Annotated in this window: 16 protein-coding genes; all 16 read right to left on the reverse strand. The window is 33.6% G+C overall.

Annotation, left to right across the window (positions count from 1 at the left end; genetic code table 11):
* Window positions 1-6: 6 nt before the first annotated feature.
* A complete protein-coding gene (gene atpA / locus AC6H33_RS07810; protein WP_497604329.1) occupies window positions 7-1,524 on the reverse strand; it encodes a F0F1 ATP synthase subunit alpha in 1,518 nt (505 codons plus the stop codon).
* Window positions 1,525-1,547: 23 nt separating this feature from the next.
* The gene (locus AC6H33_RS07815; RefSeq protein ID WP_497604330.1) at window positions 1,548-2,081 is read right to left on the reverse strand and encodes a F0F1 ATP synthase subunit delta; all 534 of its coding nucleotides are present in this window, start codon (window positions 2,079-2,081) and stop codon (window positions 1,548-1,550) included.
* A complete protein-coding gene (locus AC6H33_RS07820) occupies window positions 2,082-2,591 on the reverse strand; it encodes a F0F1 ATP synthase subunit B (protein ID WP_497604331.1) in 510 nt (169 codons plus the stop codon).
* A gap of 9 nt (window positions 2,592-2,600) precedes the next feature.
* Window positions 2,601-3,023 (reverse strand): FoF1 ATP synthase subunit B', encoded by a 423-nt coding sequence (locus AC6H33_RS07825; RefSeq protein ID WP_497604332.1) that lies wholly within the window; start codon window positions 3,021-3,023, stop codon window positions 2,601-2,603.
* Between the two features lie 126 nt (window positions 3,024-3,149).
* Entirely contained in the window at window positions 3,150-3,992 is an 843-nt protein-coding gene (locus AC6H33_RS07830) for a ParB/RepB/Spo0J family partition protein (protein ID WP_497604333.1), read from the reverse strand.
* Window positions 3,989-4,774 carry a ParA family protein gene (locus AC6H33_RS07835; RefSeq protein WP_497604334.1) on the reverse strand — a complete coding sequence of 262 codons (786 nt, stop codon included), beginning with the start codon at window positions 4,772-4,774 and terminating at the stop codon, window positions 3,989-3,991. Before AC6H33_RS07835 ends, AC6H33_RS07830 begins: the two co-directional genes overlap by 4 nt.
* A complete protein-coding gene (locus AC6H33_RS07840; protein WP_497604335.1) occupies window positions 4,771-5,406 on the reverse strand; it encodes a biotin--[acetyl-CoA-carboxylase] ligase in 636 nt (211 codons plus the stop codon). Before AC6H33_RS07840 ends, AC6H33_RS07835 begins: the two co-directional genes overlap by 4 nt.
* Window positions 5,387-6,295, reverse strand: a complete 909-nt coding sequence (gene fmt / locus AC6H33_RS07845) for a methionyl-tRNA formyltransferase (RefSeq protein WP_497604336.1) — start codon at window positions 6,293-6,295, stop codon at window positions 5,387-5,389. Before fmt ends, AC6H33_RS07840 begins: the two co-directional genes overlap by 20 nt.
* On the reverse strand, window positions 6,295-7,059 hold the full coding sequence (gene proB / locus AC6H33_RS07850) for a glutamate 5-kinase (protein WP_497604337.1): 765 nt from the start codon (window positions 7,057-7,059) through the stop codon (window positions 6,295-6,297). The genes fmt and proB overlap by 1 nt, the downstream gene beginning before the upstream one ends.
* Window positions 7,060-7,083: 24 nt before the next feature.
* Window positions 7,084-8,193, reverse strand: a complete 1,110-nt coding sequence (gene obgE, locus AC6H33_RS07855) for a GTPase ObgE (RefSeq protein ID WP_497604338.1) — start codon at window positions 8,191-8,193, stop codon at window positions 7,084-7,086.
* Between the two features lie 132 nt (window positions 8,194-8,325).
* Entirely contained in the window at window positions 8,326-8,583 is a 258-nt protein-coding gene (gene rpmA / locus AC6H33_RS07860; RefSeq protein ID WP_011373044.1) for a 50S ribosomal protein L27, read from the reverse strand.
* Window positions 8,584-8,617: 34 nt separating this feature from the next.
* Window positions 8,618-8,926: a 50S ribosomal protein L21 gene (gene rplU, locus AC6H33_RS07865; protein ID WP_325334434.1), complete on the reverse strand. Its 309-nt coding sequence runs from the start codon at window positions 8,924-8,926 to the stop codon at window positions 8,618-8,620.
* Window positions 8,927-9,205: 279 nt separating this feature from the next.
* Window positions 9,206-10,702 carry a GGDEF/HDGYP domain-containing response regulator gene (locus tag AC6H33_RS07870; RefSeq protein WP_497604339.1) on the reverse strand — a complete coding sequence of 499 codons (1,497 nt, stop codon included), beginning with the start codon at window positions 10,700-10,702 and terminating at the stop codon, window positions 9,206-9,208.
* A gap of 5 nt (window positions 10,703-10,707) precedes the next feature.
* The gene (locus AC6H33_RS07875; protein WP_497604340.1) at window positions 10,708-12,927 is read right to left on the reverse strand and encodes a PAS domain-containing sensor histidine kinase; all 2,220 of its coding nucleotides are present in this window, start codon (window positions 12,925-12,927) and stop codon (window positions 10,708-10,710) included.
* A 51-nt stretch (window positions 12,928-12,978) separates the two neighbouring features.
* Window positions 12,979-13,734: an MCP four helix bundle domain-containing protein gene (locus AC6H33_RS07880; RefSeq protein ID WP_497604341.1), complete on the reverse strand. Its 756-nt coding sequence runs from the start codon at window positions 13,732-13,734 to the stop codon at window positions 12,979-12,981.
* Between the two features lie 90 nt (window positions 13,735-13,824).
* Complete coding sequence (locus AC6H33_RS07885; RefSeq protein WP_497604342.1) at window positions 13,825-16,869, reverse strand: efflux RND transporter permease subunit; 3,045 nt, start codon at window positions 16,867-16,869, stop codon at window positions 13,825-13,827.
* Window positions 16,870-16,872: the final 3 nt, after the last annotated feature.

Genomic DNA, 16,872 nt, shown 5'->3' on the forward strand with positions numbered 1-16,872 from the left:
TTATCCTTACGCTACTATAAAGCTAGCTTTGAACTCTTCAAGTGCTTTTTTCATTAATGCATTGGTATTATCATCTACTTTAGAAGTACTTCTAATATTTTCAAAAATTTGAGGATAAGATGCTTCAATAAATGGATACAACTCAGCTTCAAAACGAACTACATTTGATGGCGCCATGTCATCAAAGAAACCTTCATTACCAGCAAAAATAATCAATACTTGCTTTTCTACAGAAAGAGGAGAAAAAGGTGGTTGTTTTAGAACTTCGACCATTCTTTGTCCACGCTCAAGCTGTTTACGTGATGATTCATCAAGATCAGATGCAAATTGAGCAAATGCTTGTAATTCACGATACTGTGCAAGGTCAAGTCTAAGTGTTCCTGCAACTTGTTTAGTAGCTTTAATTTGAGCAGCACCACCAACACGAGATACAGAAAGACCGACGTTAATAGCTGGACGTACACCTGAGTTAAATAGTTCAGTCTCTAAGAAAATCTGTCCGTCAGTAATTGAAATTACGTTTGTTGGGATATAAGCCGATACGTCACCTGCTTGAGTTTCAATAATTGGTAGAGCAGTTAAAGAACCAGCACCTCTTTCATCAGAAACTTTTGCAGCTCTCTCCAATAGACGAGAGTGAATATAAAAAACGTCACCAGGATAAGCTTCACGACCTGGAGGGCGACGAAGGATAAGTGACATTTCACGATATGCAACTGCATGTTTACTTAAATCATCATAAACAATTAAACCATGTCTAGCGTTATCACGGAAATATTCACCCATTGTAACACCAGTATATGGAGCTAAAAATTGAAGAGCCGCTGCTTCAGCAGCAGTTGAAGAAACAACAATTGTATATTCCATAGCGCCATGATCTTCTAAACGACGAATAATTTGTGCAACTGTTGACTCTTTTTGCCCAATAGCAACATAGATACAGATAACACCATTACCTTTTTGATTGATAATAGCATCAAGTGCAACTGTTGTTTTACCAGTTTGTCTATCACCAATAATAAGTTCTCTTTGACCTCTACCAATTGGAACTAGAGCATCAATTGCTTTAATACCAGTAGCAAGAGGTTCGTGAACTGATTTACGAGCCATAATACCAGGAGCTTTTTCTTCAACGAAACGAGTCTCAGTTGTTTCAATAGGACCTTTTCCATCAATAGGCTCACCAAGTGCGTTTACAACACGACCAAGAAGTGCATCACCAACTGGAACACGAAGAAGACGACCTAGTCTTTTTACAGACATACCCTCTTTCAATAAAGAGCCTGCTCCTAGGATAACAACACCTACTGTGCTCTCCTCAAGGTTCATAACTAAACCTCTTGTTCCCTCTTCAAACTCTACCATTTCTCCTGCCATAACATTGTTTAGTCCATAAACTTGCGCAACACCATCAGCATACGAAACAATTTTACCTGTCTCATTTATATCAACACTTAGTTCAAAGTTATCAATACGTTCTTTAATTATTGAGCTGATTTCATCAGCTTGAATTTTTGTTACCACTACACGTCTCCTCTCGTTGAAAGTTAAATTGCTTTTATAATGTGTTCTATCATTTGATTATTGATTCTTGCTTTTGAGAAACTAATCTCAACACCAAGGTCTTCAACATCTACTTTTATACCGTTAAAGTTATCTTTTACAAGCTTTAATGATATTTTAGAATTAAATTTACTACCTAATCCATTGCCTAAATCTTCCATAACCTTTGAATCTACAACACTATCGCTATACACGATTCCGTTATAAACTTTATTAGTTTTGGCAATATCTTTTCTCATTACTTCTGCAATTGCAGGAATGATATTTATACGATTATGCTCAGCAAGCAGTTTAATTAAATTTTCAACATCTTTATGACCTGCTGACTTAACAGCTGCCAATAAAATTTCTGATTTTTGATCTCTGCTTACATCTGGGTTATTAATAATTTGAATAAATTTTTTATTATTAAAAGCTTCAGATAATATAGAAAATATCAAAGCTATCTCCTGCATCGACTCTGCATTAGAACGTTGTTTAATAGCTTTGAGATATCTCTTTGCAATCAACTCTTCCATTTATGCCACCTTCTTTAAGATAACATTAGCCATAGCTTCTTTGTCAAAAGAATCATCACTTTGACTTAAAACTTCACTTAGTGTGTTTTCAACAACACTTCGAACCATTTTTCTCTGTTCAAATTCCATAAGCGCAGCTTGTTGCTTTATCATTATTTCGATATCACTTTCGCACTGTGCCATGATTGTGTCATTTAAAACTTTATTCTCTTTTTTTAAGCTTATTACTAAATCTGTAGCAAACTTTTCTGCAGCTACAACTTTAGCAAGAACATCTTTTTTTAGAGAAACAGACTCTTTTAACTTGTCTTGAACTTTTTTCATCTCATCAGCAATAGAGTTGCTTCTTGATGCAAAATAGTTCTTTGCCGGCTCCGCTATAAGATACCAAACAAGTCCAGCAAACAGTAAAAAGTTAACCGTTCTTTGGACAATATCAGTCTCTGCATTACCACTAGATGCCAATGCATATGTTGATATCATTAGCATAAATACTAAAATTCTACTCACACAACATCCTTATATTTGACTAAATTTAGCTTTAACAGCTTCTTTAAACAGTGGTATTTGTGATTTTAAATCACCACTTAACTGTTCACGAGTACGAGCAAGTAACTGCTCAAACTCTAAATACTGACTAGCTAATTCAGCACGTTTTGCTTCTATTTTACTCTCTGCTAAATCTTTAGCATCCGCAATAACTTTTTCTCTCAGGGCCGAAGCTTCCAATTTAGCATTTGCAATTATTGATTTTGCTTTTAATTCAAGTTCATTGATTTCATCATCATTAGAGCCTACTTTTTCTAGGTCTTTTTTGATATCTTCATCTCTTTTACTCATATAAGCAAATAATGGATTGTAAAGCCAACTGTTTAGAACGGCAATAAGAGTAAGAAACACGATCAATGTAGCTACAAGTAGTATCGGGTTTATATCTAACATAGCACCTCCTAAAAGTTGCGTGATTATACTATTTTAAAATTAAAAGAATTGTTAAACTGATAAAATTTTTAATTTTTTTTTATATTTTTTATACATAATGTAAAAAAATGTAGGTATCTAATAAATTTATTTTGATAAATTTATTAAAAATTGTTCTAACTGTAGCTCATTTTTAAACTCAATAGTTAAACTTTTATTTGAACTTTTTGCCACAAATCCAAGCTCTAGTAATCTCTCTTTTATATCTCCAAAATCATACTGAACTTCTTTTGATTTTTCTTTTGGTTCACAATTAGTATTTTTAATACTTTTAATTGTTGCTTCAACTTCTCTAACACTTAATTTTTGCCCAATAATAGAATTTACTATTAACTGTTGTTGTTTTTCATCAAGTCCAACTAAAACTTTTGCATGTCCTGTTGTAATTTTTTTCTCAACAAGAGCTCTTTGTGTTTTTTGAGAAAGCTGTAATAAACGAATAGTATTTGTTATGTGTGTTCTGCTTTTATGAATTTTAGTTGATAGTTCTTCTTGTGTAATATTGTGAAGCTTAATAAGTTCACCATATGCATGTGCCAACTCAATAGAGTTAAGTTCATCTCTCTGAATATTTTCAATAAGCGCAAACTGTCTCATCTTCTGCTCATCGCTATTTAAAACAATTGCGCGAATTGTTTTTAACTTTACCAATTTAGATGCACGAAGTCTTCTCTCTCCTGCTATAAGAACATAACCATCAACATCCTCTGTAACTATAATTGGCTGTATTAAGCCATCATTTTTTATAGACTCTCCAAGCTCAAGAAGTGAACTCTCTTCAAAATGTTTTCTTGGCTGATATGGGTTTGGTCTTATATCCTTAAGAGAAATCTCTACAATTGAATCTTTATGAGAAACTTCATTCTCATAAGCCTCTTCGATTTCACCTAAAAGTTCACCTAAGCCTCTTCCTAATCTTTGCGTCTTCATTCTTTCATAATCGCTTGTGCTAAATTTTGGTAAGAGATAGAACCCATAGATTTTACATCATATAAAATCGCAGGCTTACCAAATGATGGTGATTCTGCTAATTTTACATTTCTAGGAACAACAATAATCTCCCCATCTGTGTCTTTGAAAAGTTTAGCGCTAAAGTGTTGTTTTAAATCTGCAAAAACTTGCTTTGATAAGTTATTTTGAGCACTAAACATTGTTGGCAAAAAACCTTTAATAACTAACTTTTGATTAATTGATTTTCTAACTAACTTCACAGTGTTTAAAAGTTGTGCCAATCCTTCAAGAGCAAAAAATTCACACTGAATAGGAATAATTACAGAGTTTGATGCTGAGAGTGCATTTATCGTCATTGGTCCAAGTGCCGGTGGAGAGTCTATAATAATATAATCATAATCTTTTAATACACTTGCCAATGCTTTTTTAAGTAAAAGCTCACGACCTTTTGAGTTTTGAGCATCATAGTACTCTTTTTCTATACCAACCAAACCAATATTTGATGGTGCTAAATGTAGTGTTGGAAGTTCAGATTTTAAGATAATATCTTTTAGTTTTTTTGTGCCTATCAATACATGATAGATATTAAACTCATAATCATTTCGATGGAAACCTAGTGAAGTTGTAGCATTTGCCTGAGGGTCTGAGTCAATTAAGAGTACTTTTTTTTCTGCTACGGCAAGTGATGCAGCTAAGTTTACGGCAGTAGTAGTTTTACCAACACCGCCTTTTTGATTTGCGATTACAATCACTTCACTCATCGTCTGCTATATATCCTCTCGCCGTTAATTACAATTGAGCCATCATCTTGCAATGAGGCATTACCTAAAGAAATTATTAAATTTTTATCGTGCGTGTAAAAGTTTTGATTCTTGTCAAATTCTAACTTATATTTGCTAAAAACTTGCTTCCATAAGCTCTTTTTTTCGATATTGGCAAAAAATCTCTCTACTAAAAAATTCCTCTCCAAAATGATATCTAGCTTGGCAAAATTCTCCGGTGCATCAACTATATTTAATCCAACACCACAAAGAACGCACTCATTAACTACATTTGTAATCATTCCACCAATTTTTTTATCATTTACATAAAAATCATTTGGCCATTTAAGCCAAACTTTTGAACCAAGCTCTTCTAACGTCTCTTTTAAAATATAAGAAAAATAAATAGATGCTGACTCTAGTTTTAAATCTTTTGGCAACTCGGCAAATGAAATTACGAATGATAAAAAAAGGTTATTTTTAATTGAGCTCCACTCATTTCCTCTACTACCTATTCCATCCGTTTGTACATCTGCTACTACTGCATAAGGAGGAGTAATTTTTTTTTCTAAAATCAACTCTTTTAGATATTTTTGTGTGGAATCTACGCACTCAAGAGAGAGTATCTGCAATATTTAATCTTTTTCCGTTTATATAAGAGAGTGCTGACATCTCGTTTTTTGACTCTGGCTGAATAGATATTATTTTAATGCTTCCCTTGTTGCACCCAACAATGATTCCATCTTTTTGAATATCTAAAATTTTACCACTCATATTTTCACTCTCACACTCAACTAACTCAATGTTTTTTAGTTTCAATCCTGAAGAGAGATAAATTCCTGGCCATGGAGTAAATGCGCGATATTTATTAAAGATTACAGAAGCGTTATCAAACTCTATCTCGCCATCTTGTTTAGTTATTTTTTTACAGTGTGAAGATAGAGAGTCATCTTGTTTTTTTGGAGTATATTTTGCAAAGTTTTCTAACACATCAATAGTTAAATCAGATGCAATTTCAGTAAGTTTTGCAAATAGAGATTCCGACATCTCATTTTCATCAACTTCTACCTCATTTATTTTTAAAATATCTCCAGTATCTAGTCCTTCATTCATCAGCATAGCAGTTACGCCTGTTTTAGTGTCGCCGTGCAGTAGTGTTTGTTGAATTGGACTTGCACCTCTATATTGTGGCAAAATAGATGCGTGTAAATTTATACAAGGAGCATGTCCAAGTATCTTTAATGGAAGTATCTGACCATATGCTGCTACAACAATATAATCACACTCTATGCTTGTAATTTCTGCAATTATCTCTTCATCTCTTAGGCGATTTGGTTGATAAATTTCGATATTATATTTGAGAGCTATGTTTTTTGCAGCAGGAGAAGTTAAAATTTTTTTACGCCCTACTGGCTTGTCAGGCTGTGTAAATAGTGCCACTACATCTATATTTTTGCTTTGTATCAATCTCTCTAAGATATGAGCTGCATAATCAGGTGTCCCCATGAAAATAATTTTCATTAATTACTGCATGTAAAGAGAGTTCCGCCTGTGTGATTGCCCTCTAGCATTAAGCTTTTTATATCATCTAAATTATATCCGCTTGTAAGAACCATATCTATTTTATTATTCAAAAGATAGTTAGCAGCTTTTAGTTTTGTTAAAATTCCACCTGTTGCAAAAGCTCCATGAGGAGTTGCATCTTTCTCTAACTCATCAGCGTTAATACTATTTACGATTTTTAAAACTTTAGCATCCAAGAACATTCTTGGATCTTTGTCATAATATGCATCAATATCCGATAGGATTATCAGTAAATTTGAGTCTGTATATTTTGCTACATACGCTGATAGTTGATCATTATCTCCAACCACTAACTCTTTTGTAGTTGTCGCATCATTCTCGTTTATAATGGGAATAACTCCATTTGATAAAAGTGTATCAACTGTATCTTTGATTTTTCTGCTCTCATCTTCCATTTTAAAATTTGCTGCAGTTACTAAAACCTGAGCCGTTAAAATATCGTGAGTAGCAAATTTTTTAGCGTATTTTTTCATAAGTATTGGTTGTCCGATAGAGGCTAGTGCTTGTTTATTTTGAAGTATGCTTCTATCTAACTTTAGTGCTGTATATCCAGCAGCAACGGCACCAGATGAAACAAGTATCACTTCAGAGCTTTTTCTAAGTTCAACCAAGAAATCAACTAAATTTCTCATCCTCTGTAATGCTATCGCATCATTTTCTGTTAGTACTGCGCTTCCAACTTTAACAACAACTCTTTTCATTTTTTTATCTCTATAATTTAAAAATTACTTACTATAAATTCTATTTGTTTGAACAAGGTTAAATAGTGCATGTTTAAGCGGTTCTATATTTTTGTTTATTGCTGAAGAGATTGGCAGAACAAAGTATGGAATTGTTCTATCATATCCAAGAGTCTCATCTGCGCTATTTTGAATAAAGTAAGGAATCTTTTCATCAAAGCCAAGCTCATTGTTTTTACTAGCTTTAACTCCTACAATATCAAAGAAACTATTTACCAAGTCAGCAATCTCATCTTGTGAAACAACATCTGCTCTTGTTAGTGCTATCGCATATTTGCTACTTCCAAGCTTATCGGAGAATGCAGCAACTTCTGCCTTTAGCGTCTCTATCTGCTCTCTTAAATCTCTGTATGAAGCCAAATCTACCATAAATAGAAGTATTTGTGTTCTCTCAATATGTCTTAAAAACTCTATACCAAGACCTTTGCCCTCATGTGCTCCGCCAATAATCCCAGGAATATCTGCCATGATGAATGACTCAAAATCACCTATATTTACTTGACCTAGCTTTGGAGTAAGTGTTGTAAACTCATAGTTTGCAATCTCTGGACGTGCATTTGATACAGTTGAGATTAGAGTCGATTTCCCTACATTTGGAAAGCCAACCAATCCAACATCTGCAATAAGCTTAAGATCTAACTTAATTCTTCTTGTCTCACCTTTTTCACCTGGTTGAGCATATGTTGGTCTTTGGTTAGTAGATGACTTAAAGTGAGTATTTCCAAGTCCACCTTTTCCACCGCTAATAAAAAGTTCTTCTTGTCCATCTTTAAGCATGTCAAACACTACTTCATTGCTGTCCATATCTATTATTTGTGTACCTGGAGGAACTATGATTACTTTTTTTACACCTGATTTTCCAGCCATATTTGTACTCTCACCTGGAGCACCGTTATCTGCTTTTATATGCATTTTCTTTTGAAAATGTGAAAGGGTGTGCGTATTGTTATCGCATTTAAACCAGATGTCACCACCTTTTCCGCCATCGCCACCGTTTGGGCCACCGTTAATAACGAATTTTTCACGACGAAAAGAGACACAACCTTGTCCGCCTTTTCCTGAAGAAACTGTAAGTTCTACGACATCTGTAAACATGAAAATCCTTGAGTGTTAATACTTAAAAATAAACTATATCAAAAGAGTAAATTGTTAAATATTTAAATTATCTAGGTGTAAAAACCTAATATTTGAAGAGAAACATCTGGGCAGAAGCCCAAATATTATAAATTATGCAGCAGGAACGATAGAAACTTGTTGACGTTTTTTATCTTTTCTGTGAAAAGTTACAACACCAGCAACTAGAGCAAAAATTGTATGGTCTTTTCCCATACCAACATTTTTACCTGGATGAATTTTAGTTCCTCTTTGGCGAATGATGATGTTACCAGGTATTACAACCTCTCCACCATACTTTTTAACACCAAGTCTTCTACCAGCCGAGTCACGATTATTTTGTGTACTTCCCTGACCTTTTTTATGTGCCATCTTGAATCTCCTTAGTTAATTTTACAGCTTAAAATTATGCTGCGATTTTTGTAATACGAACGCGTGTATAGTCTCTTCTAAAGCCTCTTTTAACTTTAGAGTCTTTACGACGACGCTTTTTAAAGGTAATAACTTTTTTCTCACGACCTTCATTAATAACTTCAGCAGTTACAACAGCTCCTTCTACAAAAGGTGCTCCCATTTTAAGTTCGCCTGCGTTAACAGCAAGAACTTCTTTGATTTCAAAAGTAGCTTTAGGCTCAAGAGTCATTCTATCAAATAATAAAATGTCACCTTCTTGAACTTTATACTGCTTGCCACCGTTTTTGATAATTGCGTACATATACAATTCCTTAAATCTTTAAATACTTATAGCTCTCAAAAAACATAAATCTAATGCTTTTATCGATTTCGTTTCTACAAAAAGTTCGGAATTATACTCTCAGTAGCTTTAAGTTTTGTTTAACTTAAACATAATTACCTTATTTAAACGATTATTTTACTTTAATAGCAATTTTCAATCTCTCTTATAAACAGATGTTTTTTTTAGCAAATGGTTTTGTCTTTAAAAGTATCAAATGCGGTATTAAGAGCTCAAGATTAAATCTGCTATTTTATTTAACTACTCCAAATCTTTATAGCTTTGTATATTTATTTTTTTTAAATTAAAGTGTTTATGTTCACACTCAAGAGTACTATTTTTAAACAGTTCATTAGCATTTATTTTATCTATATCTATATCTTCATGCTCATGTTTCAAAAGTACAAAATCATCGCCGAAAATACGAAAAATTTTAAAGTTTTTATATTCTGCTCTTAAATATGCTGCAAACTTTTTTAGAAAAATATCTCCTGCGTCCCAGCCATTTTTCTTGTTGTAAGCGGTAAAATTTCTTATATAGAGTATATGTAGACAGACAAAAAGATTTTCATTTTTACTTTTATTTATTATAAAATCAAAATAGTAGTGATTGTAAAGATGTGTAAGTGAATCTTTATAGAAGTATGCAAAACGTGCATCATCGATAAGTGTCTCTGCCTCTTGGTTTATGCTCTCATCAATATCAAAAGTTGCTAAAACATTAACTGCTATATCTACAATTTTTGGATCGTAATACTTTGCTTTAAATTTTTTTAGCTCCTCTATCGCTTCATATTTACTTTTTTTAGGTTTATATACTCTGCTAGTTGTCATTGCATCAAATGAGTCGGCGATTGTCATAATCCGTGAGAACAGAGGTATCTCTTCGCCCTTTAGTCCTCTTGGATAACCGCTTCCATCATAATATTCATGATGAGCATAAACAATGTCTGCTAGTTCCTTGTACATTGGTATATCAGATAAAATTGAAAAACTTGTACTTACATGCATTTTTATCAAAGCATACTCTTCATCTGTAAGTTTTACTGGTTTGAGCAAGATAGCATCAGGAGTTATGATTTTTCCTATATCATGCAGTATTCCAGCTTCATAAATCAAATCACACTCTTTTTGTCCAAACCCCATAGCACGAGCAATATCTCTAGAGTATATCGCAACTCTCTCGCTATGTCCGCCAGTATATGTATCTCGTCCCTCTATCATCTTTACAAAAGAGAGTAGCATCTGTTTGTGGTTTGAAACAAGTTTATTTTGCAGAGTAAATATTTTTGCTGTTCTCTGCCCAACCATATCCTCTAGTTGTGTTTTATAAATTTCATTTTCGCGAAATGCACTTATTTTATCGATAGATTGAGCAACTGTTTTTAAAATTTGCTCATAATTCATAGGTTTTATAATATAGCCACTAACCCCAAGCTTTATAGACTGTATCAAATAATCAGAATCGGTATAGGCAGAGATAACAACCACTTCTTGCTTTTCATCGACTTTTTTTATCTCTTGTATCAGTTCTAAACCATCCATATTTGGCATTCCAATATCAGTTATAACAATATCAGGTCTGTTAATCAGATACTTTTTAAGGCCTTCTCTGCCGTCTTGAGCTGTTTCTACATGCATAAATAATTTACTTAAAAAAGAGAACATCTCATCGCGCAGTTTCTCTTCATCTTCAACATAGAGAATTGAAATCTCTTTAGATTTATCTTTTATTGAATTTATAAGCTCATTAATCATCTGCACTATTTTTTTTCTCCGCATTTAGGTAGTTTTACTATAAAGCAGACCCCTTCTTTTATGTTTGATACCTCTATCTTGCCTTGTAAATGATCTTCGACAATCATTTTGCTTATATAAAGACCGATACCTGTTCCATTCTTTTCATCTTTAGTTGTAAAATATGGGTCAAATATTTTTGGGAGTATTTCACTTTTTATCTCTCCTCCATTATCGCATATTTTTATATTTACGTGCGTCTCATCTTCAAAAACATTAACTTCAATAAGAGCATTCTCTGTTTTATTTGATACTAGCGCGTCTTTTGCATTATTTATTATATTTACAAGAACCTGCATAACTTCTCTTGGGTATCCATTTATCTCTGTTTTAGAATCATAAGAAGTTTCAAATCTGATACTATTATTTTTTAGACTATCTTTGACTATTGAATATACTTCATCTACTATATTTTTTAAATTTATTTTGGAGACACTTTTGTCTGGCTTGAAATAATTTCTAAAATCATCAATAGTTTTTGACAAATACTCTGTTTGCTTTAGAATATCTTTTGAATAATCATCTGCTTTATTTGCGTCAAAATTTCCAAGAGCGGTATCAAGAAGCATGTTGTTTGCTATCATAGAAACTATGCTTATTGGCTGTCTCCACTGATGAGCTATCATTCCTATCATCTCTCCCATAGCTGCATGGCGTGATTGTGCCATCATCAACTCATCTTTTTTCTTTAGCTCTGTAATATCCATAGCCGAGCTTATCACAACACGGCTTCCGTCTATAACTCCAAGCGGAGCGGAGCTAAACTGCCAAATAACAGTATCTCCATTTTTAGTGAAAATAGAGTACTCTCCCTCTTCAGTTTTTGCATCAAGTTTATAAAGTTTGTCTATATATTCTTTTACGATAGGCATCTCTTTACCATAAGCTTTTTGTGTCCATTTTTCAATAGTATCTATTTCGTTATAGCTGTATCCGCTGAGAGTCTTCCATGCTTTGTTTACTAAAACAACTTTTCCTTTTTCATTATGAAGCATAATAGGATTTGGTGCTTCTTGAATTATTTTTTCTAGCTCTCTCTTTTTTTGTTCCAGTTCTAAGAGAGACCTTTCTCTATCTGTAACATCTTCGTGTAAAATTACAATATTTTCAACATTTCCCAAAGAGTCTTTAAGGGGATAAATACGTGTATTTAAAGTGCGCACTCTTCCCTCTCCAGCTTCTGTATCTCCTCTTGAATCAAACTCATATAGCGGAACAGTAACACTCTCTCCTGCGTAAGCTTGTTCTATATACTTTAATAAGCCTGTTTTTTCTACCTCTTTGCTCTTTAAAAGATTAAATTTATTAACTGTAACAGTTGCGGCAAAACCCCATAAAACTTCATAAGCACGGTTTACCTCTATCTGTAAGCCATCTTTATCATACACTTCCATAACAGATGGAGACTCTTTCATAAGCTGTTTAAATCGTTTTTCACTCTCAATCAAAGCTTCTTGTGATTTTTTTTGTTCAGTTATATCTACCGAGTTTACTACAAGACCTATAATCTCACCATCAGAGTTTAATAGCGGGGACTTTGTAGTAAGTATATAAACTCTTTTGCCATCAGGATAAGTTACCCAATCATAATTTAACTTTGAAGCTTTACCATAAAGTATCTGTTCGTCATGTTGAGACAGAAAATCTGCAAACTCTTTATCAAAAATATCATAATCACTTTTACCAATAATCTCATTTTTTGATTTCCCTGTAAATTTCTCAAAAGCTCTGTTACATGTTAAGTATATTAAATTTCTGTCTTTTGCAAAAAACAAATTTTCAAGGCTGTTCATGCTATTGTCATAAAGCTCTTGTAGCTCAGCTATATCTTGTTCTACTTCAACGTTGTTTAGAGCATAAGCTATATCTCCAGCAACTTCTAAGAGAAGCTCTTTATCATCACTATCTTTAATATATTTTTTATCTATACGAAGAGTTAAATATCCAAAAACTTTATCTTTATATTTTAGTTCTAGATTAAAAGCGCTCTTAACGTTATGTATATCTTTTAAAAGACACTCTAGGCACTGCTCATCAGAATTTTCTATAAAATAGGAACTATCCTCTCTTGAGGCTTCTATACACTTAGGTATCCAGCCACTCTTTATCTTCTCTACAAACATATCTGCATTGTGGCTTTTGTCTGTTGTGTATATATATTTAGGCACTTTAAAATTATCATACAAAACTATCCAAGCACTCCCAAAAACATGCTTTGAGACTAAGGTATCACATATTTATTGGATTAATTTATCAATGTTTTTTTCTCTTATTATAATCTGATTTACATCTCTTATAACAGATAGAACACTATTTAGATGCTCATTTTTATATAGATAATTTGAAATACGATTTATGGTGTAATAAACAATTAAAATAAAAGAGATTAGAAGTAATATCGATGCAAAAAAGTCGATTAATATCAGCTTTTTAAAATTTTCATCTGAAACAGTTTTTAGATAATCGGCTCTATTATGCACATAATCATAAAGGTTACTAACTGAGTTCTCAAGCTTTTGCACATGATTTGGCTCTGAATTTTTAGCAATCTCTATGACTTGTGCTATATAGTTACTATCAATAAGAGAAATAATTGCATCACGAACTGGTTGACAATCTTCAAATACATCTTTTGTCTCTTTTAAAAGTGTTAAGCCATGGTTTGTAGATATATTATTTTTGATAATATCAAAGTTACTATAAACATTTTTCTGTGTTAGCTCAATCTCTTTGATTAGTTTTTGTACTTCTTCATCTGATTTTGCTAGGACAATGTCTTTCATATTTTTATGAATTTTATAAATATCTGATTTTATTAAAAGAGCGGAGTTGGAGACATTTAGAGTATATTTGTAAGTCGCAGCATCTGCTTCACTTACATCATACATCTGATAAAAACTAAATGTTTTTGATATTATGGCAACAACAGCAATAACTATAAATAGATAAACTATAAAATATATCTCTTTTTTACTCTGCCCTATTTTTTTCATAATACCCTCCTCTCTCACTATCTTCTAGATAACAGACAATTATGCAAAAGTACCTGTATTTATTCTACAACTAGAAGCATTTGATATGACTTAATCAACTACCTTCTTTGATTCATAAAACCCTCTTAAGTATCTATCAAGTGGGCTTATTATTTTATATATCACAGGAACTATGAGAAGTGTTAAAAACATTGAGCTTAAGAGTCCGCCTATGATGGAAATAGCCATTGGAGCTTTTGTCTCACTTCCAAGTCCAGAGCTTAGAGCTAAAGGAAGCATTGCAAAGACCATCGCAAGAGTAGTCATAAGGATTGGGCGGACTCTTTTACGTCCAGCTTCAAGGAGTGCTTCATCTGTATCTTTGCCATGCTCTTGTGCGTGGTTTGCAAAGTCAACTAGCAAAACTGCATTTTTTCCAACCATTCCCATAAGAAGCATAAATCCTATCATTACAAAAAGAGAAAACTGAAGTCCAGAGATATATAGAGCCAAAATCACACCTATGATACTAAGAGGAAGTGCAACCATGATGATGATAGGTTGGATAAGCGACTCGTAGAGAATGGCTAGAATGATAAACATCAAAATAACGCTAAGACCGATTGCAACGCCAAACGCATCAGCGGTTTTACCCATCTCCTCAGCAAACCCTGTAAATCTGTACTCTACGCCTGAGGGTAAAAGTGAAGTTATCTTCTCTTTTGTGTACTCAATAGAGCTACCTAAATCAAGCCCAAACAAGTCAGCAAAGATTGTAACTTCTCTTTGACGGTCAAAGTGATTAATAGCTCCTAGAGCATATGAGTCTTTAAACTCAACCAGACCATCAAGATAGATTAGTTTTTTATCTCTGCTTCTTACCTGTATCTTTTTTATATCCTCAAGTGAGACTCTGCTCTCATCGCTAAATCTAAGTGTTACATTGTACTGTTTACCACTCTCTTCAAAGTATGAGATTTCCAAATCACTTGAAAACGCAATCGCTATTGCCTCTGCGATTTGTGAAGCTGAGACACCGTAGAGTGAAGCATTTTCTCTTAGTATATTTATATCAATCTGCTGTTTCTGGTCATCCAAATCTGTATCAATATCCATAAATCCATCTTTTTTCGCCAAATAAGCAACAAGATTTTCTTTACCACGCTGTAAATCTTCAAACGAATCAGATTTTAAAACTATCTGATAAGGGACACTCACCCCTGCACCCTTTATATCTGGAATAGCTGAAGCAGTTATAAACATCTCCCTCTTAAAAGGCTCTAGGCTTTCTCTAAAGCCTTGGATAATTTGCTCTTGATTTAACTCTCTTTTGTCTTTAGGGGTAAGTTTTACATAGATGAGTGCTTTATGTTTCTCTTGTGTAGTGTTGTAGCCAACGCTTAGGGTTGTGTACTCAACATGAGGATTTTTTCTAACCAAATCTTCAACTGTTTTTGATTTTTTAACCATCTCTTGCAGTGATACCGAGGCATCTGCTTTGATTTTTATCTCAAACTCTGCTTTATCCTCTTTTGGTATAAAATCCATACCTATTTTTGGAAAGAGGCTAAGAGAAGCAAAAAATAGTAAAAAGACTCCAAGAAGAACCAAATACTTAAACCTTAAAACCTTTTTTAGTATAGCTTCATAAAAACGCTCTATTGCCCTAAAGAACGGCTCAGTCATGTTGTAGAACTTACTCTCATCTTTACGTAAAACTCTAGCACTCAAGCTTGGAATGAAGCTTAGTGCTATGGTGTATGAGATGATGATAGCAAAGCCTACTGTCATAGCAAAGCTCTCAAAAAACTTTCCAACAATCCCGCTCATAAACGATACAGGGACAAATACAGCAAGAAGCATTGCAGAGATTGCTAGGATTGTAAAAGCCATCTCTTTTGTGCCTTCGTAAGCTGCTTCGTATTTGCCCAGACCCTCTTCCATCTTTTTGTATATATTCTCAATTACAACAATAGCGTCATCTATAATTATCCCAATAGCCAATGTTAGACCTATTAGCGTCATTTTATTTAGCTCAAAACCCATGTAGTCCATCAAAGCAAATGTACCAAAAATAGAAGATGGGATAGTAAGTGCGGATACTAGCGTGATTGTAATGTTTCTTAGAAAAACAAAAACGATGATTGAAGCCAATATCGCCCCATAAATAAGGTCAAACTCAACATCACTTAGAGAGTTGATGATAAATGGAGAAGTATCGTTTAAAACCTCAACACCAAATCTCTCTCCCGCCATACTCTGAAGATGAGGAACAACTTTTTTGACACGTTTGATTATATCTATCGTATTTGTCCCTGAGATTTTTTGAACCTCAAGCATAACACCTTCAACACCATTGTATGAAGCGTAACTTTTTGCATCACTCAGGGAGTCTTCAACAGTTGCGATATCTTTTAGCTTTATATTATCTTTTATCTTTATATCTCTAAGTTCTTCTATGCTTAGAGCGTCTGCTTTTGTCTTTAAAATAAACTCTTTAGTTTTAGTTATAAGCTTACCACCGCCGATTTTTACGTTTTCTTTTGAGATTGCGTCGTTTAACTCAGCAATAGTTATTTCATATTTGTTAAGAGCTTGTGGGCTTGGAAATATCTTTATCTCTCTATCTTTGTATCCGATGATATTTATAGCGCCTACATTATTAATCTTCTGCACTGCAGGTTTTACCTTCTCGTCTGCAAAGAGCATAAGCTCTTTTAGATTGTCTGTTTTTGCTGTTAAAAATATATTTATGATAGAAGCGCCACCAATATCTAGCTTACTGACAAGTGGTACTTCGGCATCACTTGGAAGTCTGATGGAAGCAACTTTGTCTCGAACATCATTTGTAGCTTCATCGATGTTACGCTCTAAGAAAAACTTTACAGTAACTATACTCACTCCATCACTACTGCTAGATATTATGCTATCAATCCCGCCGATTCTTGAGATTGCCTCTTCGACTTTGTCTGTTATCTGCGACTCTATGGTTGAAGCCTCTGCTCCTGCATAGTTTGTCTGAATGGTTACTATCGGAAAATCGACATTTGGAAAGAGCGCTGAGGGCATTGCCTTGAAACTTATGTATCCAAATATTACAAGCGTGAGGACATACATAAGTGTCGTGATTGGTCTTTTGATTGATAGTTTGTACATCTA

The sequence above is a fragment of the Sulfurimonas limnophila genome (genome assembly GCF_059705345.1).